Annotated in this window: 21 protein-coding genes; 18 read left to right on the top strand and 3 right to left on the bottom strand. The window is 74.8% G+C overall.

Annotated elements, in window-relative coordinates:
* Window position 1: 1 nt before the first annotated feature.
* From ABZ321_RS13645 to ABZ321_RS13615, 7 genes are read left to right on the top strand one after another with little or no spacing between them, the layout of a single operon-like run.
* Window positions 2-1843, top strand: a complete 1842-nt coding sequence (locus ABZ321_RS13645) for a dipeptide/oligopeptide/nickel ABC transporter permease/ATP-binding protein (RefSeq protein ID WP_354891101.1) — start codon at window positions 2-4, stop codon at window positions 1841-1843.
* Window positions 1840-2850: an ABC transporter ATP-binding protein gene (locus ABZ321_RS13640; RefSeq protein ID WP_354891100.1), complete on the top strand. Its 1011-nt coding sequence runs from the start codon at window positions 1840-1842 to the stop codon at window positions 2848-2850. The genes ABZ321_RS13645 and ABZ321_RS13640 overlap by 4 nt, the downstream gene beginning before the upstream one ends.
* Complete coding sequence (locus ABZ321_RS13635) at window positions 2847-6206, top strand: serine hydrolase (RefSeq protein ID WP_354891099.1); 3360 nt, start codon at window positions 2847-2849, stop codon at window positions 6204-6206. Before ABZ321_RS13640 ends, ABZ321_RS13635 begins: the two co-directional genes overlap by 4 nt.
* Entirely contained in the window at window positions 6196-7350 is a 1155-nt protein-coding gene (locus ABZ321_RS13630; RefSeq protein WP_354891098.1) for a M20 family metallopeptidase, read from the top strand. The genes ABZ321_RS13635 and ABZ321_RS13630 overlap by 11 nt, the downstream gene beginning before the upstream one ends.
* The gene (locus tag ABZ321_RS13625; protein WP_354891097.1) at window positions 7350-8273 is read left to right on the top strand and encodes a GNAT family N-acetyltransferase; all 924 of its coding nucleotides are present in this window, start codon (window positions 7350-7352) and stop codon (window positions 8271-8273) included. The genes ABZ321_RS13630 and ABZ321_RS13625 overlap by 1 nt, the downstream gene beginning before the upstream one ends.
* Window positions 8270-9376, top strand: coding sequence for an o-succinylbenzoate synthase (gene menC, locus ABZ321_RS13620; protein WP_344502000.1), 1107 nt, complete (start codon window positions 8270-8272; stop codon window positions 9374-9376). Before ABZ321_RS13625 ends, menC begins: the two co-directional genes overlap by 4 nt.
* A gap of 10 nt (window positions 9377-9386) precedes the next feature.
* Window positions 9387-11027 (top strand): helix-turn-helix domain-containing protein, encoded by a 1641-nt coding sequence (locus ABZ321_RS13615; RefSeq protein WP_344501999.1) that lies wholly within the window; start codon window positions 9387-9389, stop codon window positions 11025-11027.
* A 21-nt stretch (window positions 11028-11048) separates the two neighbouring features.
* Here the strand turns inward: ABZ321_RS13615 and ABZ321_RS13610 are convergent, their stop codons facing one another.
* Window positions 11049-11759 carry an alpha/beta fold hydrolase gene (locus tag ABZ321_RS13610; protein WP_354891096.1) on the bottom strand — a complete coding sequence of 237 codons (711 nt, stop codon included), beginning with the start codon at window positions 11757-11759 and terminating at the stop codon, window positions 11049-11051.
* A 49-nt stretch (window positions 11760-11808) separates the two neighbouring features.
* Between ABZ321_RS13610 and ABZ321_RS13605 the strand changes: the two genes are divergently transcribed.
* From ABZ321_RS13605 to ABZ321_RS13590, 4 genes are all read left to right on the top strand, one after another.
* Window positions 11809-12645: a helix-turn-helix transcriptional regulator gene (locus ABZ321_RS13605; RefSeq protein WP_354891095.1), complete on the top strand. Its 837-nt coding sequence runs from the start codon at window positions 11809-11811 to the stop codon at window positions 12643-12645.
* Window positions 12646-12911: 266 nt separating this feature from the next.
* Window positions 12912-13313 carry a hypothetical protein gene (locus tag ABZ321_RS13600; RefSeq protein ID WP_354891094.1) on the top strand — a complete coding sequence of 134 codons (402 nt, stop codon included), beginning with the start codon at window positions 12912-12914 and terminating at the stop codon, window positions 13311-13313.
* A gap of 6 nt (window positions 13314-13319) precedes the next feature.
* Window positions 13320-13568: a hypothetical protein gene (locus ABZ321_RS13595; protein ID WP_354891093.1), complete on the top strand. Its 249-nt coding sequence runs from the start codon at window positions 13320-13322 to the stop codon at window positions 13566-13568.
* Window positions 13562-13738 (top strand): hypothetical protein, encoded by a 177-nt coding sequence (locus ABZ321_RS13590; protein ID WP_354891092.1) that lies wholly within the window; start codon window positions 13562-13564, stop codon window positions 13736-13738. Before ABZ321_RS13595 ends, ABZ321_RS13590 begins: the two co-directional genes overlap by 7 nt.
* Window positions 13739-13801: 63 nt before the next feature.
* On the opposite strand, the gene ABZ321_RS13585 is transcribed toward ABZ321_RS13590, so the two are convergent.
* Window positions 13802-14923, bottom strand: coding sequence for a serine hydrolase domain-containing protein (locus ABZ321_RS13585; protein WP_354891091.1), 1122 nt, complete (start codon window positions 14921-14923; stop codon window positions 13802-13804).
* A 279-nt stretch (window positions 14924-15202) separates the two neighbouring features.
* On the opposite strand from ABZ321_RS13585, the gene ABZ321_RS13580 reads away from it, so the two are divergent.
* Window positions 15203-18922: a nidogen-like domain-containing protein gene (locus tag ABZ321_RS13580; RefSeq protein WP_354891090.1), complete on the top strand. Its 3720-nt coding sequence runs from the start codon at window positions 15203-15205 to the stop codon at window positions 18920-18922.
* Between the two features lie 21 nt (window positions 18923-18943).
* On the opposite strand, the gene ABZ321_RS13575 is transcribed toward ABZ321_RS13580, so the two are convergent.
* A complete protein-coding gene (locus tag ABZ321_RS13575; protein WP_354891089.1) occupies window positions 18944-20323 on the bottom strand; it encodes a hypothetical protein in 1380 nt (459 codons plus the stop codon).
* Window positions 20324-20487: 164 nt separating this feature from the next.
* Here ABZ321_RS13575 and ABZ321_RS13570 point away from each other — a divergent pair, with 164 nt between their 5' ends.
* The 6 genes from ABZ321_RS13570 to cysA all read left to right on the top strand — a co-directional run bounded on the left by ABZ321_RS13570 (window position 20488) and on the right by cysA (window position 26685).
* Window positions 20488-22290 carry a serine/threonine-protein kinase gene (locus tag ABZ321_RS13570; RefSeq protein WP_354891088.1) on the top strand — a complete coding sequence of 601 codons (1803 nt, stop codon included), beginning with the start codon at window positions 20488-20490 and terminating at the stop codon, window positions 22288-22290.
* Window positions 22291-22439: 149 nt separating this feature from the next.
* Entirely contained in the window at window positions 22440-22913 is a 474-nt protein-coding gene (locus ABZ321_RS13565) for an Rrf2 family transcriptional regulator (protein WP_344501990.1), read from the top strand.
* Window positions 22910-23947, top strand: a complete 1038-nt coding sequence (locus ABZ321_RS13560) for a sulfate ABC transporter substrate-binding protein (protein WP_344501989.1) — start codon at window positions 22910-22912, stop codon at window positions 23945-23947. The genes ABZ321_RS13565 and ABZ321_RS13560 overlap by 4 nt, the downstream gene beginning before the upstream one ends.
* Complete coding sequence (cysT, locus tag ABZ321_RS13555; RefSeq protein WP_344501988.1) at window positions 23944-24801, top strand: sulfate ABC transporter permease subunit CysT; 858 nt, start codon at window positions 23944-23946, stop codon at window positions 24799-24801. Before ABZ321_RS13560 ends, cysT begins: the two co-directional genes overlap by 4 nt.
* A complete protein-coding gene (locus ABZ321_RS13550; RefSeq protein WP_344501987.1) occupies window positions 24794-25669 on the top strand; it encodes a sulfate ABC transporter permease subunit in 876 nt (291 codons plus the stop codon). Before cysT ends, ABZ321_RS13550 begins: the two co-directional genes overlap by 8 nt.
* Window positions 25666-26685 (top strand): sulfate ABC transporter ATP-binding protein, encoded by a 1020-nt coding sequence (gene cysA / locus ABZ321_RS13545; protein ID WP_354891087.1) that lies wholly within the window; start codon window positions 25666-25668, stop codon window positions 26683-26685. The genes ABZ321_RS13550 and cysA overlap by 4 nt, the downstream gene beginning before the upstream one ends.
* Window positions 26686-26694: the final 9 nt, after the last annotated feature.

The raw sequence follows: 26694 nt of genomic DNA, 5'->3' as shown, positions 1-26694 counted from the left end.
CGTGCCGAAGCGACTGCGTACCCCGCTCGGCGTGACCGCGGCGGTCCTGCTCACGGCGGTGCTGGCCCTGGCGGTCCTGGCGCCTCTGCTCCTGCGCGGGCGGGCCGACGCCGTGGACACCGCGAACATCCTGCAGGGCCCGTCGGCGGCACACTGGGCCGGCACCGACGGGCTCGGCCGGGACATCTTCTTCCGGGTCCTGGTCGCCACCCGGCTCTCGGTGGTGCTGGCGCTGCTGTCGACCGGCCTGGGCGTCGTCATCGGGCTGCTGCTCGGCGCCGCGCCGCAGCTGATCGGCGCGCGCCTCGGCCGCCTCGTGACCGCCGGCGTGAACGTCGCGGTCGCGTTCCCCGGGCTGCTGCTCGCGCTGAGCTTCGCGGTCATCTTCGGGGTGGGCACCAAGGGCTCCGTCCTCGCGATCGGCTTCGCGGTCGCGCCCGCCTTCGCGCGGCTGACCGGCACGCTGGTCGCCTCGGTCGCCGAGCGGGACTTCGTCGCCGCCGCCCGGATCGCGGGGGTGGGCCGGCTCCGCGTCCTGGTCCGGCACGTCCTGCCCAACATCGGCGAGCCGCTCGTCGTCAACGCGACCGTCGCGGCCGGCGGCTCGCTGCTCGCCTTCGCCGGCCTGTCCTACCTCGGCCTCGGCGTGCAGGCACCGTCGTACGACTGGGGGCGGCTGCTCGGCGAGGGCCTCAACAGCCTGTACGTCCACCCGCTCGCGGCCCTGGTCCCGGGCGCCGCGGTGGTGCTCGCCGGGCTGGCGTTCAACCTCACCGGCGAGGCGGTCGCCCGGCAGATCGGCCAGAGCACGCCGCTGTTCACCGCCGTGCGCCGCTCGCCCCGGCAGGAGCCGGCCGCGCCGTCCACAGTGGACAAGGACGGCGACACCGTGCTCGCCGTGGAGAACCTCCGCGTCTCGTTCGGCGAGCTGACGCCGGTCCGCGGGCTGAGCTTCACGATCCGCCGCGGCGAGGCGGTCGGCGTGGTCGGCGAGTCCGGCTCCGGCAAGAGCCTCACCGCCCTGGCGGTCGCCCAGCTGATCGAGGCGCCCGGCGAGGTGCGCGCCGACCGGCTGGAGTTCGCCGGGGAGGACCTGCGGCACGGGCCGAGCCGGGCCCAGCGGCGCCTGCTCGGCACCTCGTTCGCGATGGTGTTCCAGGACCCGATGTCGTCGTTCAACCCGACCCAGCGCATCGGCCGGCAGCTCGCCGAGCCCGCTGTCCAGCATCAGGGCCTCAGCCGCCGGGAGGCGTTCGCGCGGGCCGTCGACCGGCTGCGCGCCGTCCGGCTGCCCGCGCCCGAGCGGCGCGCGCACCAGTTCCCGCACGAGTTCTCCGGCGGCATGCGGCAGCGGGCGATGATCGGGATGGGCCTGATGGGCACCCCCGCGCTCATCGTCGCCGACGAGCCGACCACCGCGCTGGACGTGACCGTGCAGCGGCAGGTGCTGGCGCTGCTGGAGGACATCCGGGCCGCCGACTCGGTCGCGTTGCTGCTGATCAGCCACGACATCACCGTCGTCGGTCAGGTCTGCCAACGGGTGCTGGTGATGTACGCGGGGCGCCTGGTCGAGGACGTGGACGCCGCGGCGCTGCCGGGCGGGGCGCGGCACCCGTACACCCGGGCGCTGCTCGCGGCGGTGCCGCACCTCGGCACCGACCGGGACCTGCCGCTGACCGTCATCCCGGGCAGGCCGGTCGAGCCCGGCGAGGTGCCCGCCGGCTGCGCGTTCGCGCCCCGCTGCGGGTACGCCGACGAGCAGTGCCGGCGCGAGGAGCCACCGTTGGAGACCGACGCCACCGGGGCGCGGGTCGCCTGCTGGCACGTGGGTGAGGTCCGGTGAACGAGCTGCGCTTCCGGGACGTGTCGGTCCGCTTCGGCGGGCGGCGGCGCGGCGTCACCGCCGTCGACCGCGTCGACCTCACCGTCCCCGCCGGCAGCGTCGTGGGGCTCGTCGGCGAGTCCGGCTCCGGCAAGTCGACCCTCGCCCGCTCGGCGGTCGGCCTCGCCCCGCTGTCCGGCGGGGAGATCCTGCTGGACGGGCGGCGGCTGCCGCGCACCCCCGGCACCGACGCCGGGCGCCGCGTGCAGATGGTGTTCCAGGACCCGTACTCGTCGCTCGACCCGCGGATGACGATCGGCGCCTCCATCGCCGAGGCGGTGCCGCGCGGCACGGCCGCCGCCGCCCGCCGCGCCGAGGTCGCCCGGCTCCTCGACCTGGTCGAGCTGGCGCCGGAGCGGGCCCGGCAGTACCCGGCGCAGCTGTCCGGCGGGCAGCGGCAGCGGGTCGCCCTCGCCCGCGCCCTCGCCGCCCGCCCCGACGTGATCGTCGCCGACGAGATCACCTCCGCGCTGGACGTGTCCATCCAGGGCACCGTGCTGAACCTGGTGCGCGACCTGCAGCGCCGGCTGGGCCTGTCGATGCTGTTCATCTCGCACAACCTGGCGGTCGTCCGCTACGTCAGCGACGTCCTCGCCGTCATGTACCTCGGCCGGATCGTCGAGTGCGGGCCGGTCGACGACGTGCTCGGCGACCCGCAGCACCCGTACACCCGGCAGCTGCTCGCCTCGGCGCCGCAGCCCGGCGGCCCCCGGCCGGCGCTGCTCGGCACGCTGACCGGCACCAAGGCCGTCCTGGACGCCGCGGAGCCCACGGACCCGCACCACCCGCCGGCCGGCTGCCGGTTCCACCCCCGCTGCCCGGCCGGCCCGCTCGTGCTCCAGCGCGACGTCTGCCGCGACACCGAACCGGACGGCGCCGCCCACCGGCACCTGGCCGCCTGCCACTTCGCCGCGCCGCGACCCGGCCTTGAAAAGCAAGCCCCGCTTCCCACGAGGAGTCTGTCGTGACCCGACGCCAGCGCATCGACGACCTGCCCACCCTCGCCGCGCCGGAGCAGCCGGCGATCGCGCCGGACGGCTCACGGGTCGTCTATGTGCTCCGCACCGTGGACGCCGGGGCGGACCGCACCCTGCACAACCTCTGGTGGGCCGGCACCCGCTCGGGCGGGCCGGAGCAGCTCACCCGGGGCGGCGCCGACACGGCGCCGGCGTGGTCGCCGGACGGCACGCGGATCGCGTTCCTGCGGGCCGGCGGCGGCGCCACAGGGGGCGCGGCGCAGGTGTGGCTGCTGCCCGCCGGCGGCGGCGAGCCCGAGCAGCTGACGACGCTGCCGCTGGGCGCCGGCCGGCCGGTGTGGAGCCCGGACGGCACGGCCATCGCGTTCGCCGCGCCGGTCGACCTGCACGCCTCCGACGGCGAGGACGACGCGGCCCGGCAGCGGCGCGGCGCCGCGCCGATCGTCGCGGACCGGCTCGACTACCTCGCCGACGGCGCCGGCTACCTGCGCACCATGCGCAGCCACGTGCACGTCGTGGACGTGGCCACCAAGGCGTGCCGCCGGTTCACCGACGGCGACTGGCACGCGGGCGACCCCGCCTGGTCGCCGGACGGCACGCGGCTCGCCTACGCGGCGGCCACCGCGCCCGACGCGGACCGGACGATGCATTGCCCGGTGTACGTGCGCTCCGCCACCGACCCGGCGGCGCCGCCACGGCTCGCCGGGCTCGCCGACGGCACCGGCGGCCCGGTCACCTGGGCCGCGGACGGCGGGACGCTGCTGGTCACCGGGTTCCCCGGCCCGCTCACCGGCCACGCGCACCTGCTGCGCGTGCCGCTGGACGGCGGGCCCGTCACCAGCCTGTCCGCCCCGCTGGACCGCAACGTCATGCCGGGCGGGCCGGGCTACCCGGGCGCGCTCCCGGTGACCGTCGACAGTGGACGGTCGGTGCTGTTCTGCGCCCGCGACCGCGGCGACACCCACCTCTACACCGTCCCGGTCGGCGGCGGCGACCCGCGACCGGTCCTCGCCGGCGCCGGACGCTCGGTCGCCGGCCTGTCCGTCGCCGGCGGCACCGCGGTCGTCCTGCTGCTCACCCCGACCTCCCTCGGCTCGCTCGTCGCCCTCGACCTGAGCACCGGCGACGAGACGGTGCTGGTCGAGCGGGACGCCGAGGTCGACCTGTTCCCGCGGCTGGAGCGGGAGTTCACCATCTCCGACGGCACCGTGGTGCACGGCTGGCTGGTCCGCGACCCGGCGGCGACCGGGCCCGGCCCGCTGCTGCTGGACATCCACGGCGGCCCGCACAACGCGTGGAACGCCGCCACCGACGACGTCCACCTGTACCACCAGGAGCTCGCCGCGCGCGGCTGGACCGTGCTGCTGCTCAACCCGCGCGGCAGCGACGGCTACGGCGAGGCCTTCTACACCGCCGCGGTCGGCGCCTGGGGCGTCGCCGACGCCAAGGACTTCCTGGAGCCCGTCGACACCCTCGTCGCGGAAGGGGTCGCCGACCCGGCCCGGCTCGCCGTCGCCGGCTACAGCTACGGCGGCTACATGACCTGCTACCTGACCGGTGTCACCGACCGGTTCGCCGCGGCCGTCGCCGGCGGCGTCGTCAGCGACCTGACCAGCGAGTCCGGCACCGCCGACGCGGGCCACTTCCTCAACGCCTTCGAGCTCGCCGGTGGCTCGGTCGCCGACATGTCCCCCATCACCCGGGTGGACCAGGTCCGCACCCCGACCCTGATCCTGCACGGCGCCGCCGACGTGCGGTGCCCCGCCGGGCAGGCGCAGCAGTGGCACACCGCGCTGCGCGAGCGGGACGTGCCGACCCGCCTCGTCCTCTACCCGGACGCCTCGCACCTGTTCATCCTCCAGGGCCGGCCGTCGCACCGGATCGACTTCAACCGCCGGATCGTCGACTGGGTCGAGCGGTTCGCCGCCGACCGCGAGCCCCGCCGGCCCGCCCTGGACGCGGCGCACTGGCAGCGCCGGCTGACCGCCCTCGCCCAGCGGCACAAGGTGCCCGGCGCGACGCTCGGCATCCTGCGCCTGCGCCCTGGAGCCGACAGCGGTGGCGACGAGCTGGTGGAGGCGGCGTACGGCGTCGTCAACAAGGACACCGGCGTCGCCACCACCACCGACTCGGTGTTCCAGATCGGGTCGATCTCGAAGGTGTGGACCGCGACCGTGGTCCTGCAGCTCGTCGACGAGGGCCTGCTCGACCTGGACGCGCCGGTCGCCGACGTGCTGCCCGAGTTCCGCCTCGCCGACCCGGAGGTCACCAAGCAGGTCACCATGCGGCACCTGCTCACCCACACCAGCGGCATCGACGGCGACGTGTTCACCGACACCGGGCGCGGCGACGACTGTCTCGAGCGGTACGTGGCGCTGCTCGCCGAGCAGACCCAGAACCACCCGCTCGGCGTCACCTGGTCGTACTGCAACGCCGGTTTCTCCCTCGCCGGCCGGGTCATCGAGAAGCTGACCGGCGGCACCTGGGACGCCGCGCTACGGGCCAGGCTGTCCGGCCCGCTCGGGCTGCGCCGCACCGGCACGCTGCCGGAGGAGGCCCTCGCCCACCGGACCGCGATCGGCCACGTCGGTGAGGACCCCGACGACCTGAAGGTCGCGCCGGCGTGGGCGCTGCCCCGCTCGCTCGGGCCGGCCGGCCTGATCAACGCCACCGCCGCCGACGTGCTCGCGTTCGCCCGGCTGCACCTCACCGGCGGGCTCGCCGCCGACGGCACCCGGGTGCTGAGCGAGGCGAGCGCCGCCGCGATGGCCGCCGAGCACGCCGAGCTGCCCGACAAGTACTCCCTCGGCGACTCGTGGGGGCTCGGCTGGATCCGGTTCGGCTGGGACGGCCACCGGCTCATCGGGCACGACGGCAACACCATCGGCCAGTCCGCGTTCCTGCGCCTGCTGCCCGAGCAGGGCCTCGCCGTCACCCTGCTCACCAACGGCGGCAACGGCCGCGACCTCTACGACGAGCTCTACCGGGAGATCTTCGCCGAGGCGGCCGGCGTCGCGATGCCGCGCCCGATCGCGCCGCCCGCCGAGCCGGTCCAGGTCGACTTCCAGCGGTACCTCGGCACCTACGAGCGGGCCAGCGTCCGCATCGAGGTCTTCGAGCGCGACGGCGGGCCGGTCATGCGGAGCACCGTCACCGGCCCGATCGCCGAGCTGATCCCGGACCCGGTGAGCGAATACGCGATGGTCCCGGTCGAGGACAACCTGTTCCTGGTCAAGGAGCCGTCGGCGCAGAACTGGGCGCCGGTCACGTTCTACGCGCTGCCGACCGGTGAGCCGTACCTGCACTTCGGGGTGCGGGCGACGCCGAAGGTCCACAATGGACACTGAGCTGGACACCGTTTCCCTGCTGCGGTCGATGCGGGCGGCGCTGCCGGCGCTGCTCGCGGAGATCGAGACGCTCGTGCGGGCCGAGTCGCCGTCCACCGACCTCGCCGCCGTCGCCCGCAGCGCCGACGTGCTCGCCGGCGTCGGCGCCCGGCGCCTCGGCGTCGCGCCGGACCGGATCGTCGTCGACGGCCGCACCCACCTGCGCTGGCGGCTCGGCGCCGGACCGGACCGGGTCCTGCTGCTCGGCCACCACGACACGGTGTGGCCGGTCGGCACCCTCGCCACGCACCCGTTCGCCACGACCGGCGGGCGGCTGCGCGGCCCCGGCTGCTTCGACATGAAGGCCGGGGTCGTGATGGCGCTGCACGCGGCCGCCGCCGCGGCCGGGCGGGGCGCCGCCGTGACCGTGCTCATCACCGGCGACGAGGAGATCGGCTCGCCGAGCTCCCAGGCGCTCGTCGAGCAGGAGGCGGCCGGCGCCCGCGCCGCGCTCGTCCTCGAACCGTCCGCGGACGGCGGCGCGCTCAAGACCGCCCGCAAGGGCGCCGGGTTCTACCGGATCCGGATCGCCGGCCGGGCCGCCCACGCCGGGCTCGAGCCGGAGCGCGGGATCAACGCCGGCGTCGAGCTGGCCCACCAGGTCCTCGCCGTGCACCGGCTCGGCGACCCCGCCCTCGGCACCACCGTCACGCCGACCGCGGTGTCGGCCGGCACCACCACCAACACCGTGCCGGCCGCCGCCGAGCTCGCCGTGGACGTCCGCGTCCGCGACGAGGCCGAGCAGCACCGGGTCGCCGCCGCCCTCGCCGGGCTGCGCCCCGTGCTCGACGGCGCGACCCTCGAGGTCGAGGGCGGCGGCAACCGCCCGCCGCTGACCGCCGCCGCGTCCGCCGGGCTCTTCGCCCGCGCCACCGCGCTCGCCGCCGGGCTGGGCCTGCCGCCGCTGACCGGGGCCGCCGTGGGCGGGGCGTCCGACGGCAACTTCACCGCCGGCGTCGGCACGCCGACGCTCGACGGGCTCGGCGCGGTCGGTGGCGGCGCGCACGCCGACGACGAGCACGTCCTCGTCGACGCGCTGCCCGGGCGCACCGCCCTCGTCGCGGCCCTGGTGCTGGACGTCCTGGCCGCCGCGGGAGGTGCGTGATGGCGACCCTTGAAACCGCCGCTACCGCTGCCACCGCCGGCGACGCGGCCGTCGCCGCCGACGCCGCCGACGCGCAGGCGCGGGCCGCCGCGGACGCGGCCGGGGTGACCGTCCGCGAGATCACCGGCGACGACGGCTTCCAGGCGATGCACCGGCTGTTCGACCGGATCTGGCGGCCCGACCCGGCCAACCAGCCGGTCACCGCCGTGCTGCTGCGGGCGTTCAGCAAGGCCGACAACTACGTCGCCGGCGCGTACGACGGGGACGAGCTCGTCGGCGCGTGCGTCGCGTTCTTCGGCCCGCCGGCGCACGCGACCATGCACAGCCACATCACCGGCGTCGCGGCCGGTGGCGGGCGGCGGGCGGTCGGGTTCGCGCTCAAGACGCACCAGCGCGGCTGGGCCGTGCGCCGCGGGCTGCGGACCATCTCGTGGACCTACGACCCTCTCGTCGCCCGCAACTCCTACTTCAACCTGGCGAAGCTGGCCGCGACCCCGGCGGAGTACCTGACCAACTTCTACGGCGGCATGAACGACGGGCTCAACGGCGCCGACGACAGCGACCGGCTGCTGGTCAGCTGGGACCTGGCCGCGCCGGCCGTGGAGGCGGCGTGCGGCGGGCGGCCGGCTACCCGTACCGTCGAACACGAACTGCACCGGGGCGCGGTGGTCGGCCTGGGACGCTCCGCGGACGGCCGCCCCGCACCCGGTGACCTCGACAAGGACACAGACGGGCGGGCGATCCTGGTGGCGGTGCCGCCGGACATCGAGACGCTGCGGCGGACCGATCCGGACGCCGCCCACGCCTGGCGGATCGCGGTCCGCGAGACGCTCGGCACGCTCATGGCCAACGGCCGGCGGGTGACCGGCTTCGACCGGGCCGGCTGGTACGTGCTCACCGAAGGGAACGACGGGACATCATGAAACTCACCGGGGTCGAGCTGCGGCGCGTCAAGATGCCGCTGGTGGCGCCCTTCCGCACCTCCTTCGGCACCAGCACCGACCGGGACCTGCTGCTGCTGCGGGCGGTCACCCCCGACGCCGAGGGCTGGGGCGAGTGCGTGGCGATGGCCGACCCGCTGTACTCCTCGGAGTACGTCGAGGCCGCCATCGACGTGCTCACCCGGTTCCTCGTGCCGGCGCTCGGGGCGGCCCCGCGGCTCGACGCCAACGCGGTCGGGCCGGTGCTCGCGCCGTACAAGGGACACCGGATGGCGAAGGCGGCCCTGGAGATGGCCGTCCTCGACGCGGAGCTGCGCGCCGCCGGCCGGTCCTTCGCCCGGGAGCTCGGCGCGGTCCACGACCGCGTGCCGTGCGGGGTCTCCGTCGGGATCATGGACTCGATCGGCGAGCTGCTCGACGCGGTCGCCGGGTACGTCGCCGACGGGTACGTGCGGATCAAGCTGAAGATCGAGCCCGGCTGGGACGTCGAGCCCGTCCGGGCGGTCCGCGAGCGCTTCGGCGACGCGCTGCTGCTGCAGGTCGACGCCAACACCGCCTACACCCTCGCCGACGCCCGGCACCTGAGCCGGCTCGACCCGTTCGACCTGCTGCTCATCGAGCAGCCCCTCGACGAGGAGGACCTGCTCGGCCACGCCGCCCTGGCGAAGCTCATCCGCACCCCCGTCTGCCTCGACGAGTCGATCACGTCGGCCCGCAGCGCGGCCGCGGCGATCACGCTCGGCGCCTGCGAGATCGTGAACGTGAAGCCCGGGCGGGTCGGCGGCTACCTGGAGGCGCGCCGGATCCACGACGTCTGTGTGGCGCACGGCGTGCCGGTCTGGTGCGGCGGGATGCTGGAGACCGGCATCGGGCGGGCCGCGAACGTGGCGCTCGCCGCGCTGCCCGGTTTCACCCTGCCCGGCGACACGTCCGCCTCCGGCCGCTACTACCGCACCGACGTCACGGCGCCGTTCGTGCTCGACGACGGCCACCTGGCCGTGCCGGCCGGGCCGGGGCTCGGCGTCGAGCCGCTGCCGGACGTCCTCGCCGGGATCACCACCGAGACGACCTGGATCCGGATCTAGAATTCCTGGTGTGCGACCACAGGCCAGCCTCGGGCGTGTCCTGGACGACCTCGGCGCGACCCTGCTCGAGCTGGTCCACGGCGACCCGGACCTCCACCCGCGGCAGGCCGCCGCGATCGGCGGCGTGGTCATCCACGATCCCCTCGACGAGCCGGTGCTCCCCCAGCACGCGCTGGTCCTCGGGGTCGGCGTCGGCGACGCCGCGGAGACCGCCCGGCTGCTGCGCATGCTCGGCCGGCAGGAGGCCGTCGCGCTGGTCGTGCGGGCGCCGGTGCCGGCCGACCCCGACCTGGCCGCCGCCGCGGCGGAGTCCGGGGTGGCGCTGCTCGGGCTGACCCGCGGCGCGTCGTGGGCGCAGCTCGCCGCGCTGCTGCGCTCGCTGCTGGCCGAGGGCGACGTCGGCGACGCCGAGCCGCAGACCCTCGGCGGGGTGCCGGCCGGCGACCTGTTCGCGCTCGCCAACGCGATCGCGGCGCTGCTCGACGCGCCGGTCACCATCGAGGACCGCAGCTCCCGCGTCCTGGCCTACTCGGGCCGGCAGGACGAGGCCGACCGGTCCCGCATCGAGACGATCCTCGGCCGGCAGGTGCCCGAGCGGTACTCGCGCCAGCTCACCGACCGGGGCATCTTCCGCGACCTGTACCGCAGCGACCAACCCGTCTACGTCGAGCCCGGCGGCGACGACTTCTTCCTGCTGCCCCGGGTCGCGGTCGCGGTCCGGGCCGGCGACGAGATCCTCGGCTCGATCTGGGCGGCCGTGCAGGGGCCCCCGAACCTCGACCGGATGCAGGCGCTGCGGGACGCGGCCCGGGTCGTCGCGCTGCACATGCTGCGCATCCGGGCCGGCGCCGACGTCGAGCGCCGGCTGCGCACCGACCTGCTCAGCACCGCCCTGGAGGGTGGGCCGGGGGCGCTGGACGCGCTGACCCGCCTCGGGCTCGCCGACCGGCCGGTCGCCGTGCTCGGGCTCGCGCTCCTCCCCCGCCCCGACGACCCGTCCGGCGTCACCGCCGACGCGGGCCTCGCCACCGAGCGGCAGCGGCTGGCCGACGCGCTCGCCATGCACATCGGCGCGGTGCACCCGCGCTCGGCGGCGGCCCTCGTCGGCGACGTCGTCTACGGGCTCGTCCCGGTCGCCCGCGGCCGCGCCGACGGCGCCGTCCGCATCGCCACCGACTTCCTCGACCGGGTCGGCGAGCGCACCCCCGCGGTCGCCGGCATCGGCCCGGTCGCGCAGGACGTGGCGGGGCTCGCCGCGGCGAGGGCGGAGGCGGACCGGGCGCTGCGGGTCCTGCGCACCGGCAACACCGCCGGGCGCCGGGTCGCCCGGCTCGCCGACGTGCACGTGGAGGCGCTGCTGCTGGACCTCGCCGACGTCGTGTCGGCCCGCGGTGACCGGCCCAGCGGCGCGGTGGCGAACCTGCTCGCCTACGACGCCAAGCACAACACCAACCTCGTCGACACGCTGCGGGCCTGGCTGGACGCCTTCGGCGACGCGGTCGCCGCCGCCGCGGCCATGTACGTGCACCCGAACACCTTCCGGTACCGGCTGCGCCGGGTGGCCGAGGTCGGCCCGCTCGACCTGCACGACCCCGACGCCCGCTTCGCCGCGATGCTGGAGCTGCGCCTCGCCGCCCGCCCGACCGAGTGACCCGTCGAGGCCGGCGCCAGGTCAGGCGACGGCGGCGAGCAGGCGGTCCGGGGCCTCCAGCTGCGGCAGGTGCCCGGCGCCCGGCAGCAGCGTGAACCGGGCGCCGGGGATGGCCTTGGCGTAGGCGCGGCCGTAGTCGGGCGGGGCGATGCCGTCGGACTCGCCCCACACCACGTGCACCGGCAGGTCGACCGCGGCGAGCCGGTCCCGCAGGCCCGGGTCGGTCATCGACATCCGGGTGTACGCGGCGAGCGCCGCCAGGTCGGGCTTCGGGCGGTCCGGGTCCGGCGGGAAGCGCGCCGGGTCGTGGAACGACAGCGCGGCCAGCCCGGCCGGGGTCAGGCCGGACACGTCGGTGACCGGGTGCTCCGGCACGTCGAGGCCGACCGCGTTCACCAGCACGACCCGGTCGACCCGCGGGCTGCGCAGCAGCGCCAGCTCGGCGGCGACCCAGCCGCCGATCGAGTTGCCGAGCACCGTCACGGCCCCGACGTCCAGGCGGTCGAGCAGGCCGGCGTACAGCGCGGCGAGCCCCGCGACGGTGGTGAGGCCCGCGGGCCGGGGCGTGCCCGCGAAGCCGGGGTGCGTCGGCACGATCACCCGCGCGTCCCGGGACGCGGCGAGCAGCCCGGCGAAGGGCAGCATCGAGCGCGGGCCGGCACCGCCGTGCAGGAGCAGGAACGGCTCGGCGCCCGCGCCGAGCTCGAGGAAGGTCACGTCGTCATCGGTCACCGGTCCAGGATTCGGTCCCGGAGCGGGCGGCGGGAGAGGATGGTCCATCGTGGGACCCGCACCAACACCCAACGCCGCCCGTCGCGCCGCCCTGGCGGACTTCCTCCGGACCCGCCGCGCAGCGCGGCGCCCGCAGGACGCCGGCCTGGACCCCGGCCCGGGCCGCCGCCGCACGCCCGGCCTGCGCCGCGAGGAGGTCGCGCAGCTGTCCGGCGTGGGCCTGTCCTGGTACACGTGGCTCGAGCAGGGCCGCGACGTCGCGCCGTCCGCGCAGGTGCTGCTCGCGCTGAGCCGCGCGCTCGCGCTCACCCCGTCGGAGCGCGACCACCTGTTCCTGCTCGCCGCCGTGGCCCCGCCGCAGCCCGGGGACGGTCCGGTCGACGAGGAGACGGCCGCGTTCGTCGACGCGCTGCTGCCGCACGTCGCGTTCGTGCTGGACCCCCGGTTCGACGTGGTCGCGCACAACCGGGCCGCCGAGATCATCATGTCGGGCCTGGTCGCGCCCCCGGCGGGCGGCCGGCGCAACCTGCTGCTGTGGCTCTTCGACCCGCCGGCCTGGGACACCGGGTCGCCGGCGTGGCAGCGGACCGCCCACGCGAACCTGCTCGACTTCCGCAGCGAATACGCCCGGCACCCCGGCGACCCCGCCTCCGTGGCGCTGGTCGAGGAGCTCATCGCGCGCAGCCCGGCGTTCCGGGACTGGTGGGCCGGGCACGACGTGCGGGTCCTGGAGCCGTCCCGCAAGCGGATCCCGCACCCGGTGCTCGGCGACCTCGCGTTCCTGTCGGCCCAGAGCCGCCCGGCCCATGCGCCGTGGCTGCGCCTGCGGATCCTGGTGCCCGCGGACGACCGCACCCGTGCGGCGATCGGGGACCGCCGGCTATGACGGCTGGAGGCAGGGGTCTCGGCGGTGGCGAGCGGGGCGGCGGTCTGCGGGGCGGTGATCTCGACCGACACCGCGACGCAGCCCGGCCGGCGCCCAGGACGTTGCCGAAGACGCTGAAGACCTGGGGCGGGACCATGTACGGGTAGTCGAACCCGCTCGTCCCGCCGTCGGCGGGGCGGGTGGCGCGCAGCCGGATCGTGGCGCCGGTCGGGACCCGTTCGGTGGAGACGAACAGCGGCCACGCGGCGTGCGGCGAGAACCGCAGGGTGAGGCTGCCGTACGGCGGCTGGGCCGCGTCGCGGTCCGGGACGGGCACGGTGCGGGTGCTGACCGCGTCGAGCTGGCAGCGCTGCTCCTGCGGGTCGCTGCCGTCCGCGGCGGCGGACCCGGCCGCCGATGCCGCCCCGGAGGCGTTCGCGGCGGGTGTACCGGACGTGCCGGCGGACGGGGAGGTCGCCGGCCCGGACGTGAACGCGCCGGTGGTGGCGGCGACCGCGACGACCAGCGACCCGACCAGGGCGGCGATCCCGACCGTCAGCGCGAGGGGGCCACGGGCGGGGCGGTCCGGGGATCCGGGCGAGGCGACCACGTCCGCCGGCCCGGACAGGGCGGCGGCGGCCCGCCGGAACTTCCGTTTTGACCCGTCATGGACGCTCCCTGCCGTGTAAAGCCTGGTGTCAACCGGCCCGTCGCTGAACATCCGGTCCGGCCCGGGCACCGGCTACGGCTCGGTCGGCTCCGCCGCGTACGGCGCCGTCGTGAACATCACCTGCTACACCTTCGGCGAGTACGTCGGCGGCGGCTACTGGCCGTCCTCCACGTGGGACCGGATCACCAACCCGGCCACCGGCGCCACCGGCTACGCGGCCGACACGTGGATCTCCACGACGTACGACGTCAAGACCATGGTGCCGCAGTGCTGAGGCGGGCCCTGGCCGCCCTGGCCACCACCGCGCTGCTCGGCGCCGTCCTGGTCGCGCCGCAGCCGGCCACGGCGGCGGAGTACGTCAGCAACGGCACCTTCTCCGGCGGGACGGCGAGCTGGCTTCAAAGTCGTGGCGGTAAATATTATAATTCACAATCGCCTATGTAATAGGCCGTTCGGCCCCCTGGTGAATGCGCCTTTTCCACTTGCACGCCATGCATTCGGCAGGAATCAGGTCGATGCCGCGAGGGCGGTCCAGGCGGCGGAGACCGGGGTGAAGCCGCGCAGGTCGCCCGGGCCGCCCATCCTGTTCATGGCGTAGGCGTAGGTCGCCCGGGCGCCGAGGTCGATGACGGCCAGGGAGCCGCCGGCGCCGCCCCAGTACAGCGTGTCCGGGCCGGGCATGAACGGCCCGCCGACCGCGAAGCCGAGCCCGAAGCGCACCGGCATGCCGAGCACGAGGTCGGTGCCCTCGACCTGGACCTCCAGGGCGCTGCGGCAGGTCGCCTCGGACAGGAGGCGGCGGCCCCGGGCGACGCCGCCGCAGGCGAGGACCGTGTGCACCAGGGCGACGGACCGCGCGTTGCCGGTGCCGCCGCCGGCGGGGATCTCCGCGGCCCGCCACGCCCGCGAGTCGGCCACGGCCGTGTCCAGCCGCGGGTTGTGCGCCGCGTTGTCCTGCAGCTCGGTCAGGCCGTCGGTGAACGGCTCCTCGTCCGGCGGGACCAGGTCGGCGACCCGGGGCTCCTCGGACGCCGGCAGCCCGATGTGGAAGTCCGCGCCGAGCGGCTCCGCGAGCTCCTGCCGGAACACGGTGCCCAGCGTCCGCCCGGTGATCCGCCGGACGATCTCGCCGATCAGGAACCCCTGCGTGACCACGTGGTAGCCGGAGGCGGTGCCGGGCGGCCAGAACGGCTCCTGCGCCGCCAGCAGGGCGGTCACCTTCTCCCAGTCGTACAGGTCCGCGGGTGCGAGGGGCTCGCGCCAGCCGGACAGCCCGGCGGAGTGGCTCATCACCTGCGCGACGGTGACGTCACCCTTGCCGCCGGCCGCGAACTGCGGCCAGTACCGGGCGACCGGCGCGTGGAAGTCCAGCTCGCCCCGGTCGGCGACCAGCAGCGCCGTCAGTGCCGCCATCGTCTTGGTGATCGAGTAGACGTTGACGATCGTGTCCCGCTCCCAGGGCCGGGCCCCGGCCGCGTCGGCGTGCCCGCCCCACAGGTCGGCGACGATCTCACCGTCGACGGTGGCGCAGAAGGACGCCCCCGCCTCGGCGCCGTCGGCGAAGTTCCGCTCGAACGCGGCGCGGACGGCCGCCAGGTCCTGCCGCACGAACCCCCGTACGTCGGTCACGGGCCGACCGTAACGCCGCCCGCGCCCCGCCCCAACCGAAATACCGGCCCGGGGCTGAACGTTTCATCGGCCGGACGGTCGGCTAGTCGACAGATACGCGTCGATGTTGACGGGGCGTTCACGGACAGTTCACGTGGCCGCCGCGGGGAAGGGTGACTTGCCGCTTCTGTCCGCATCGACCAGTTGCGATGTGTTGGAAGGCTGTCGGTGCCCGGGCACGCTGCGTGCCCCACCGACGACCGCGAGGTGATGATGGACCGAAAGCGGAGAACCCGGACGGTGGTGCTCTGCGCCTTCCTGGCGCTCATGGGCGCCTGTACGCCGGACGGCGGGCCCGGCGGGCCCCATCAGGACGCCGTCAAGCTCACCGTCCCGGCGGACACCGACCGCGGCAGTGTCGTCGTCGCCGGCCGGACCTTCGCCCGCGGCGCCGTCCGCGTCGACGGCGGGGTCCTGCCGGCGACCACGTTCGCCGGGCCGGACGGGAAGTTCGCCGTCGAGGTGCTGCTGCACCCGCAGCGCGCCAACGGCCTCGACGTGCGCGCCTGGGACCCGTCGGGCGGCCGCACCGGCACGGCCCGCGCCCAGGTGCGGCAGCGGATCGCGGCCACCGCCGCCGGCCAGGTCGCCGGCCGGGTCGTCGACCCGGTCACGAAGCTGCCCGTCGCCGCCGCGGTCGTCTCGTACGGCGGCCGGACCGCCACCACCGGCGCCGACGGCGGCTACGTCCTGCGCGGCCTGCCCGACGGCGGGATCGCCCTGGTCGCGAAGAAGGCCGGCCGGCTCGGCGGCCTGAGCGTCGCCCGCGTCGACAAGGCCGCCGGGACCGCGCCGGACCTGACCGTGCAGGCGCTCGCGGCGCCGGTGCGGCTGAGCCCCGACGGCGGCGTGTTCACCGGCCCCGGCTGGCGGGTCGTGGTCCCCCGCGGCGCCGTCAGCCGGCCGACCGACCTGCACATCACGCCGCTCGGCTACAGCGGCGCCAAGGATGTGTTCGGCGCGCCGATCGTCGACCTGTCACCCGACGGGCTGCGCTTCGCCAAGCCGATCACCGTCGCCGTCGACCCGTCCGTCCTCGGCCTGGAGCCGGCGACCGCCAGGATCGTCGGCGTGAACCCGGGCGGCCCGACCGCCACGGTCATCCCGTCGCGGGTCGTCGGGCGGGAGCGGGTCGTCCAGCTGTCGGTGCTCGACGGCGAGGAGATCCGCACCGAGCCAGAGCCCGGCGTCCTCAACCAGTGGGGCGGGCCGGCCGCGTACTGCACGCCCTTCGCCACCTCCGCCGACGCCGACCGGGCCGTCGCCTACCTGCGCGCGACGCTGCTGCCGTTCCTCGGCGCGGTCATCGGCGCGACGTCGCGCGACCTGTGGACCAAGTACCTGCTCGGCGGCGTGCCGACCACGGCCCGCGAGACGATCACCGACGCCGACACGATCCGCCAGTTCCGCTGGAACGCCCCGACCATCGACGCCCGCGACAAGGTCGTCGACCAGCTCGTCGCCGCGCTCGGCACCCCGCCGCAGCTCGCCGCGCCGGCCACCCCGACCACCAAGCAGGTGTCGGACTACCCGCCGATCGGCCGCGGGGTCGACGTCAACTTCAGCTGGCCCTACGACGTGCCGGGCAACATCGCCGGCGCGGTCGGCGGGGTCCAGCTGCCGTCCGGCTACGTCCGCGACGACCGCACCTTCACCGGCGACCTGCGCTTCGTGCCGGCCGCCGACGCCAAGGGCGTCCGGACGAAGGTCGAGCTCGTCGCCGACCTCACCATGACCGTGCAGGACTCGATCGACCTGTGCGACGGCGACCCCGGCGCCTGGCTGGAGACCAACGCCACGATCCCGCTCAGCCGCCTCGAGGCGACGCCGCTGCCGTCCGGCACCGGCACCTATGCAAGGCCGATCCTCTTCGAGGCCGCCGTCCCGCTGAAGGACGACCTGCTCCAGCCGAAGCGGCGCGACATCACCGCGCTGTACCCGACGAACGACAAGGACGGCGACGGCGTCCCCGACGCGCAGCCGTGGAACGGCGCCGCCTTCACCCTCGACAACTGCCCGGCGGTCGCCAACCCCACCCAGGCCGACGCCGACGGGGACGGGGCCGGCGACGCCTGTGACGAGCCCGACGACCCGGACCCGGGCGACGGCGGGCTCCCGCCCGGCGGCACCGAACCCCCGCCCGGCGGGGACGGCGGCACCACCGGCGACACCGGCGAGGGCGGCGGCCGCGGCACCGGCGGCTCCTACGGCGACCCGCACCTGGTGAGCTTCGACGGCGGCTCGTTCGGCTTCCACGCCGCCGGCGACTACGTCCTCGCCGAGTCCACAGTGGACGGCTTCGCGGTCCACGGCCGGTTCGTGCGCCGGCCCGGCACCACGGCGATCAGCCTCAACCGGGCCGTCGCCGCCCGCGTCGGCACCTCGGTCATCGCGTTCGGCGACACCGCGACCGGCGAACGCTTCGACCCGCTCGTCGCGACCCTCGACGGGCAACCGGTCCCGCTCACCCCCGGCATGCGCACCACGCTGCCCGGCGGCGCGGCGCTCACGTTCACCACCGCCGGCGGCGCCGTCGTCACCTGGCCCGACGGCACGAGACTCGCCGCCGGGCGGTGGACCGGCGACAACATGTTCGTCACCCTCGCCGAGTCCCGCTACGGGAAGGTCCGCGGCGTGCTCGGCGACGCCGACGGCAACCCGCGCGACGACCTCACCGCCCGCGACGGCACGCTCGTGCGCGACATCCGGGACCGCGCGCAGCTGTACGGGTCGTTCGCCGCGAGCTGGCGGGTGACCGGGCAGGCCTCCCTGCTGCGCAGCGTCCTGCCGGCCGACCGGGTCACCCCGGTGGACCCGGTGGACCAGGCGTCGGTGGCGGCGCTGCCGGCCGCGGCCCGGGCGCACGCCGAGACCGTCTGCCGGGCGCTGCGGCCGGGCGCCGGGCTCGAACAGTGCGTGCTGGACGTCGGCATCACCGGCGACGACACGTTCGCCGCCGACGCCGGCGTGGTGGCGAACCGGCTGCGGTCCACGGTGGACCTCGCCGCGCTGGCGCGAACCGTGGAGACCACCACCGAGATCACCCTGGGGCAGAAGGTGACCGGGTCGCTCGACGCGCCGTTCGCGGTCGACGTCCTCACCGTCACCCTCCAGGCCGGTGACTCGGTCACGGTGTCCACGTTCGGGGTCTGCCCGGGCGACGGCACGTTCGCGGTCACGCTGGTCGCGCCGAGCGGCCGCCCGGTCGGCCGGACCCGCGGCGAGGGCTGCGGCACGCTCGGGTTCACCGGGCTGCGCGAGTCCGGCCGGTACGAGCTGCGCGTCACCGACCAGGGCGGCTTCACCGGCCGGTACGAGCTGCGGGCCGACGGCCGGCAGCTGGACCTCACCTGCAACGCCACGGAGGTCGCCCCCAACGACGACCAGTCGAGCCCGGAGGTGACCCTGCCGTTCGACCTGAACTTCCACGGCCGGACGTTCGGCTCGCTGTGGGTCAACAACAACGGCAACGTCACGTTCGACGGTCCGCTGTCGACGTTCACCGCGGTGCCGATGGACACCATCCGCACCCCGATCGTCGCGGCCTGGTTCGCCGACGTCGACACCCGCGGCGCGGGCTCCCAGCCGGTCCGCTACGGCGGCGGCACCGTCGACGGCCGGCGCGCCTTCTGCGTCGACTTCAACAGGGTCGGCTACTACGACCGGCACGACGACAAGCTCAACGCGTTCCAGCTGTACCTCGTCGACCGCGGCGACGTCGCACCCGGCGCGTTCGACATCGTGCTGCGGTACACCCGCCTCCAATGGGACAAGGGTGACCTCAGCTCCGTGCCCGCCGGGGTCGGCTACTCCAACGGCACGGGGCAGCCGGGGACGTTCGTCGAGCTGCCGGGGTCCCGCACCGACGGCGCGCTGCTGGACCCGTCGCCGACGGGGCTGACCCGCACCTCGACCGGCGGCACCCAGCCGGGCGTGCACATCCTGCCGGTCCGCCCGTAGCGGCGCGACGTCGAGGAAGCCTCAGCGCCTGACGGTGAGCCGGAGGGCGTTGAGGCGCTCGGCGGGGGTGTCGGACCACGCGCCGCCGTCCAGATCGCCGGGCGCGGTGACGCCGGCGCGGTCGAGGGCGGCGGCCACCCGGGCGGCGAGGTCGGCGGCGACGTCCCCGCCCGGGACGGTCTCCATCCGCTCGCCGAACTCGTCGGACCAGCCGAACCGGGCCGTCACCCGCTCACGGGTGAACTCGCCCTCGGCGACCATGGTCCCGCTGGTGCGGCGCAACCGCCAGCGGGCGCTGCTGGCGTACGGGTGCAGCATCGGCAGCGCGGAGCACCACGACGCGAACAGGACCCGCAGCTCGTCCACGGTCCCGTCGAGGGTCTCCGACGGCGAGTGCCAGTAGGTCATCATGCCGTGCAGGGCCTTCGCCTGCGGCGCCTCGACGTCGGGCTCGGTGAACCACAGCTCGTCCGGGGCCCAGTCGTCCGGCGTCATCATCCACTTCTGCTTGTTGTAGATGACGTTCTCGCGCGGGCCGGTCGGCTCCGCCGTCAGCCGGATGTGCCGGCCCCACAGGGCCTCGAGGGTGAGCGTGGTGTCCTCGCCGCGCCAGCGCGCGAGGGGCATCCGGCCCTCGGAGCCGACGATCGGCGGGTGGCCGAGCACCGCGACGGCGGCGGCGAGCGCCCGGCGGAAGTCGTCGGCGACGCCGGCCTCGCCGACCGGCAGCCGCGCGCTCAGCGAGCTGATCTCGCCGTGCCCGTAGTACCCGGCGTCCCAGTCGTGCGCCTCGATCCGCTCGCCGCCGGCGGCCAGGAGCTCGTCGCCGTCCGGCTGCCAGCCCTGCTCGGCGACGAGCCGGTCGAACGCGCCGCGGGACCAGTCGCCGAGCCCGCCGGCGAAGACCGCGCACAGCCGCCGCCACGCCGGTGAGGGCGCCGGCAGCAGCGTGGCCGGGTCCCGGTCGTCGGGCACCTCCTGCCCGGCCTCGGCCGCGACCGTGCGCAGCTGCGGCGCCCGCATCCCGTTGTTGTCGAACGACGTGTACGTCACCTCGGCCGGGTCGGCGAAGCCGTGCACGTCGCGCAGTGTCCGGACGATCACGTCGGCGAGCCGCCGGGCCGTGGCGGGCTCCACCGGCGCCGGGACCTCCGGGAAGCACAGGGTCTCCGTCCCGTCCTCGTCCGGCTGCCACCCCAGCGCGGCGAGGTCCGCCGCCCGCTCCGGCACGTCCCGGGTGAGCATGTACACCGACGGCACGTCCAGCCTGTAGCCACGGGTGAAGCGGATGAACTGCACGAACCCGTCGCCGCCGGAGAGGGAGATCGCCGCCTCGGGCCGCAGCGCCGCGAGCGCCCCGACGAGCTCGTCGGCCACTTCCGGCCACCCCGCTGCTGCCATCACGCACTCCCCCCGTCGTCCGGTGACGGGTTGGAGCATAGGCGTCCGGGAGCCGGCCGCCGGTGTGAGGGCGGGTGAGGGCGGGTGAGGGCGTCCGGCAAAGCCGCCGGTGGTCGATGCGGTGGCGGTTAGACTCGCCGCAGCCCTGCCATCCGGGAGGCCTCATGGCCACTGCGCCGCAGATCCACGGCTACCGCGACCTGACGCTGATCAGCGCCCGGGGCGGGCAGGCGCACGTGTACCGGGCGCGCAAGGCGACCATGGACTCCTCCGCCGTCGCGATCAAGGTGTACCGGCGGGACCTCGACGACGCCGACCGGCGGCGGTTCCGCCGCGAGGTCCAGGCACTCCAGGCGCTGCAGGGCCGCCCGCACGTCGTGCGGCTGCTGGAGGCCGACTTCACCGCCGACGGCCGCGGATACGTGGTCATGGACCTCTACGCCGGGTCGGTCGCCGACCGGCTGGCGGTGGAGGGGACGCTGCCCGTCGGCGACGCGCTGCGCATCGGCGCGGAGGTGGCCGAGGCCCTCACCCACACGCACGAGGCGGCGGCGCGCATCCTGCACCGCGACATCAAACCGGGCAACATCCTGCTCACCGGCGACGGCGCGGCGGTGCTGTCCGACTTCGGCATCTCCGCGATCCACCGCGACGACGGCCGGTTCACGGCGACGGCGCGGATCGGCACGCTGGGGTACACGGCGCCGGAGGTGCACGCCGGGGACTCCGAGAGCGTCGCGTCGGACATCTACTCCCTCGGCGCCACCCTGCACACGCTGCTGACCGGCGGCCCGCCGGCCGGGCCGGGCCGGTCGGCGCTCGACGCGGTGCCCGAGCCGGCCGCCACGGTGCTGCGCCGGGCCCTGTCGCCCGACCCGGCGCACCGGCAGGAGTCCGCCCGGCGGCTGCGCGAGGACCTGCTGCGCGCCGCGGACCTCGTGACCACCCGGGAGTCGTCGTTCGCCAGTCCCGCGCCGGCGTCGACCAGGGTCCTGCCGGACGACCCGCCCGGGGCCGTCCGTCCGCGGCTGATCGAGCCGCCGACCACCGACCCGGACCTGGGCCGCAACATCGCCGCCGGCGTGCTCGCCCTGGCCGGCGGGCTCGGCGGGCTGGTGCTGCTCGACTGGGCCTGGTGGGGCGGCGCGCTGATCGTCGCGGCGCCGGTCGGCGTCGCCGCGGCCCTGCGCCGGGGGCTGGGCACCCGGCGGCTGTTCGGCCCGGCCGCCGCGGCGACGCTCGCCTGCTACGCGGTGCCGGGCGTGACCTACCTGACCCGCATCGACGAGGACCCGTTCATCAACCTCGTGATGGTCGTGTTCACGCTGGTCGCGTTCGGCGGCCAGGTCGCCGCGGTGCACGAGGTCGAGCGGTACGCCCGGCAGGACATGGCGCAGTCGGAGACCGCCCGCGCGAACCAGGAGCGCGGGCAGCTGTTCGAGCGGTTCCGCGAGCGGTACTGGCTGGACGGCGCCCATCCGCCGGACTGGCTCGACGACGTGCTCGGGCCGCTGCCCGCGGCCCGGGCGATGCCCTGGCGGGGCGGCGGCGCGCTCCGGTTCGCGGTGGTGTGCGACCGGAGCGTGGCGTTCGTGGCCGTGCTCGACGGTGTGCGCCCCGGCCGGTACGAGCTGAACCCCGCGAACGGGCACCCCTGCCGGGTGTTCGCCGACGGGCGGCCCAACACGTCCGTCGACACGCGGCTCAAGGACCTCGCCCGCGGCGTCGACGCCGCCGGCTGGGGCACCGCCGGGGTCAGCGCCGGCTGCGTCGTCGTGCTGACCACCGACGGCGCGCAGTCCGACGGCATCCGGCTCGCGCCGGCGCAGCTCGAGTCGACGAGCCTGACGGTCGTCGTGGCGCGGGACGCCGGGCCGGCGCTCGTGCGGCTGCTGGCGGGCGCGGACCCGCAGGTCATCGACCCCGTGCTCCTGCAGATGGTCACCGAGCGCGCCCAGCAGGCCTGACCCCCGCCCGGCACACACTCGGCACACGCTCGGTGTAACGCAACCCACACGTCTTGACACCCGTCGCTCCGCAACTATTCTATTCCTACCTACTAACTAGACAAGATAGGCAATGGCAGTACCGGGGGACCCGATCGGAGCACAGCGAGGTGCACATCTCTGTCCGTGCCGACTACGCGATCAGGGCGATGCTCGCGATCGCCGCGGCGGAGCCGGGCCGGATCACGGCATCGGAGCTGGCGCACAGCGAGCGGATGTCCATCGGATCCCTGCAGACGGTGCTTCTTGAACTACGCCGCGTCGGGCTCGTGCACAGCCACCGCGGCACGGAGCGGGGATACGGCCTCGCCCGACCGGCGGCAGCCATCACGGTCGGCGAGATCCTCCGCGCCATGAACGGCGCACTGACCACGGTGCGTGGCCTGCCGACCGGGCAGGCGACGTACGACGGGGTCGGCCGCGGGTTGCGCAAGGTCTGGCTGTCGGTCGACGACGCGGTCAACGCGATCGTCGACCGGGCCACCCTCGCCGACCTGCTCGCCGACCCCGGGCTGGAACTTGACGACGACCACCGCAGCACCCCCTTGAGCACAGCCGACCCCAGGAGGACAGGTTCCCCATGAAGCACCGGATCAGAGCGGCCGCCGCTCTCATGCTCACCGCCGGCTTACTGCTGTCGGCGTGCGCGGGGACCACCAAGAAGGACGACGCCGGCGCCGCCGGCGCGTCGACCACGCTCAACATCGTCGGTTTCGCGGTGCCCGAGGCCGCGAACAAGGCCATCGCCGCGGAGTGGAACAAGACCCCGGCCGGTAAGGGCGTCAAGTTCCAGACCTCCTACGGCGCCTCCGGCGACCAGAGCCGCGCGGTCGTCGCCGGCCTCAAGGCCGACTACGTGCACTTCTCGGTGTCCAGCGACGTGACCCGCCTGGTCGACGCCAAGCTGGTCGACCCGAGCTGGAACGCCGGGCCCACCAAGGGCATCGTGTCCTCGTCGGTCGTGGTCCTCGCGGTGCGCCCCGGCAACCCGAAGGGCATCAAGGGCTGGGACGACCTGGTCAAGCCCGGTATCGGCATCGTCACCCCGAACCCGGCCTCCTCGGGCGCGGCCCGCTGGAACGCCCTGGCGGCATGGGGTCACGTCACCGCCAACGGCGGCACCGACGCCCAGGCCGGCGAGTTCCTCACCAAGCTCTTCGGCAACGTCGTCGCGCTGCCCGGCAGCGGCCGCGACGCCACCACCGCGTTCCTCGGCGGCACCGGCGACGTGCTGCTCGCCTACGAGAACGAGGCCATCCTGGCCCGGCAGAGCGGCGAGAAGCTGGACTGGGTCTACCCGGACACCACGATCCTGATCGAGAACCCGGGCGCGATCCTCACCAACGCCGACCCGAAGGCGAAGGAGTGGCTCGACTTCGTGCTGAGCGTCAACGGTCAGCGCCAGTTCGCGCTCAAGGGCTTCCGGCCGATCATCTCCGGGGTCGACACCAAGGGCGTCGAGGGCGCCATCGACCCCGCCAACCCGTTCCCGGCGCCGAAGAAGCTGCTCACCGTCGACAAGGACTTCGAGAGCTGGTCGAAGCTGTCCAAGAAGTTCTTCGACGAGAAAGAGGGCCTCATCGTCAAGATCATCGCCGCTTCGGGCAAGGCCAAGTGACATCCGAGACCACGGTCACGGGCCGGTCGGCGGGCAACCGCCGGCCGGCCCGGTCGGCCGTGTCCGGGCACCCCCTCACGCGCGTCTCCGGGCTCGGGCTCGGGGTCGCGATGCTGTGGTTCAGCCTCCTGGTGCTCATCCCGCTCGCCGCGGTCGTGGCCGTCGCCGGCTCCGAGGGGTGGAGCGGCTTCTGGGACGCGATCACCGCCGAGCAGACCCTCGCGTCGATCGAGCTCACCATCTTCACCTCGATCGGCGTCACGCTGGTCAACGTCGTCATGGGCACGCTCATCGCGTGGGTGCTGGTCCGGGACCGCTTCTTCGGCAAGCGCGTCCTGGAGGTCCTCGTCGACATCCCGTTCGCGCTGCCGACGATCGTCGCCGGTCTGGTGCTGCTGTCGCTGTACGGGCCGAACAGCCCCATCGGGGTCGACATCGCCAACACCAGGGTCGCGGTCTTCGTCGCGTTCCTGTTCGTGACGCTGCCGTTCATCGTGCGGACCGTGCAGCCGGTCCTCGCCGAGATCGACCAGGACGTCGAGGAGGCCGCCGCCTCGCTGGGCGCCAGCCGGTTCACGATCTTCTGGCGGGTCATCCTGCCCAGCCTCACCCCGGCGATCACCGCCGGGGCCGCGCTGTCCTTCGCCCGCGGCGTCAGCGAGTACGGCTCGCTGGTCCTGCTGTCAGGCAACCTCCCGATGCGCACCGAGGTCACCTCGGTGCGCATCTTCAGCAGCATCGAGAACGACCACCTGGAGAACGCGGCCGCCGTCGCCACCGTGCTGCTGGTGATCTCGTTCGCCGTCATCGTGATCCTCGACGTGATCCAGCGAAGGACGGTCCGCCGTGGCTGACACCGCCGTTGTGGAGAAGACCGCCGCACCCCCGGTCAGGAAGGGCGGCGGCAAGGCCTGGACCCGCCGCCGCGGCCCGGTCACCTACCTGGTCCGGCTGGTCGTCGTGGTCTACCTGTTCTTCCTGGTGGCCTGGCCGGTGTACCTCGTCGGCCAGAACACCTTCAAGAACGGCTTCGACGACCTGCAGGCCATCCTCACCGACCCGGACATCGTGCACGCGCTGCACCTGTCGGTCGAGATCGCAATCATCGCGGTGCTCATCAACACGGTCTTCGGCGTCGGCATCTCGATCCTGCTCGTGCGCTACCGCTTCCCCGGCAAGCGCCTGCTCAACGCCCTGCTCGACGTGCCGCTGTCGGTGTCGCCCGTCGTCGTCGGCCTGTCGCTGGTGCTCGTCTACGGCGGCCGCAACGGCTGGTTCGGCCCGACCCTGGAGAGCTGGGGCCTGCAGATCATCTTCGCCGAGGCCGGCATGGTGATGGCCACCGTCTTCGTGGCCCTGCCGCTGGTCATCCGCGAGGTCGTGCCGGTCCTCGAGGAGATCGGCGAGGAGCAGGAGCAGGCCGCCCGCAGCCTCGGCGCCAACGCGTGGCAGACCTTCCGCCGCATCACCCTGCCGTCGATCAAGTGGGGCATCATCTACGGCGTCGTGCTGAGCCTCGCCCGCTCGCTCGGCGAGTTCGGCGCGGTGAAGATCGTGTCCGGCAACGTGCTGGGGCTCACCCGCACCGCACCGCTCGTGGTCGAGGAGAAGTACCTCAACTTCGACAAGGGCGGCGCCTACGCGACCGCGTTCCTCCTCGCCCTCGTCGCGGTGGCGAGCATCATCGTCGTATCCGTCCTCCGGCCGAAGGAAGACCGTTGAGCATCGAAATCGCAGGGGTCGGCAAGCGCTTCGGGGACTTCGTCGCGCTCGACAACGTGTCGGTGAGCATCCCCTCGGGCCGCCTCACGGCGCTGCTCGGCCCGTCCGGCGGCGGCAAGTCCACGCTGCTGCGCATCATCGCGGGCCTCGAACGCGCCGACACCGGCCGGGTCGAGATCGAGGGCGTCGACGCGACGGACCTCCCGCCGCAGAAGCGCAACGTCGGCTTCGTGTTCCAGCACTACGCCGCGTTCAAGCACATGTCGGTGCGCCGCAACGTCGCCTTCGGCCTGCAGATCCGCAAGCGCCCGAAGGACGAGATCGCCGAGCGCGTCGACGAGCTGCTCAAGCTGGTGCACCTGCAGCAGTTCGCCGACCGGCTGCCCGCGCAGCTGTCCGGCGGCCAGCGGCAGCGCATGGCCCTGGCCCGGGCCCTCGCCATCAAGCCGACGGTGCTGCTGCTCGACGAGCCCTTCGGCGCCCTGGACGCCAAGGTCCGCAAGGAGCTGCGCGACTGGCTGCGCCGCCTGCACGACGAGGTCGAGGTCACCACCGTCTTCGTCACCCACGACCAGGAGGAGGCCCTCGAGGTCGCCGACGAGATCGTGGTCATCAACGACGGGCGGATCGAGCAGATCGGCTCGCCCGACGACCTCTACGACCGCCCCGCCAACGACTTCGTCATGCGCTTCCTCGGCCCGGTCACCCAGCTCGGCGGCCGCCTGGTGCGCCCGCACGACCTGCAGATCGGCGCCGGCCCCGCGGACCCGTCCGCCCCGGACGACGTGACCGGGCAGGTCGCGCGGATCACCCGGATCGGCTTCGAGATCCGCATCGACGTGACCACCGCCGCCGGCGAGGACGTCATCGTGACCGTGACCCGCAACGAGTTCCTCGCCCTGGGCATCGACACCGGCGCGACGGTCCACCTGCGGATCGCGCCCGGCAGCCCGACCACCCCGGTCGCCGGGAGGCCCGCCGCCGAGCCCGACCTCGCGAAGACCGGCAGCCACTGAAGCGCCGGG

Origin of the sequence: Dactylosporangium sp. NPDC006015 (assembly GCF_040614215.1) — a bacterium.
GTDB classification, from domain to species: Bacteria; Actinomycetota; Actinomycetes; order Mycobacteriales; family Micromonosporaceae; genus Dactylosporangium; species Dactylosporangium maewongense.
Note: the sequence above shows the minus strand (reverse complement) of the source record. Positions and strands in the feature narration are given on the sequence as shown.

Coding starts and splice junctions, on each gene's coding strand:
- ABZ321_RS13570 (WP_354891088.1), top strand. CDS start 20,488: ATGGCCACTGCGCCGCAGATCCACGGCTACCGCGACCTGACGCTGATC.
- ABZ321_RS13625 (WP_354891097.1), top strand. CDS start 7,350: ATGGCGACCCTTGAAACCGCCGCTACCGCTGCCACCGCCGGCGACGCG.
- ABZ321_RS13560 (WP_344501989.1), top strand. CDS start 22,910: ATGAAGCACCGGATCAGAGCGGCCGCCGCTCTCATGCTCACCGCCGGC.
- ABZ321_RS13630 (WP_354891098.1), top strand. CDS start 6,196: ATGGACACTGAGCTGGACACCGTTTCCCTGCTGCGGTCGATGCGGGCG.
- ABZ321_RS13575 (WP_354891089.1), bottom strand. CDS start 20,323: ATGGCAGCAGCGGGGTGGCCGGAAGTGGCCGACGAGCTCGTCGGGGCG.
- menC (WP_344502000.1), top strand. CDS start 8,270: ATGAAACTCACCGGGGTCGAGCTGCGGCGCGTCAAGATGCCGCTGGTG.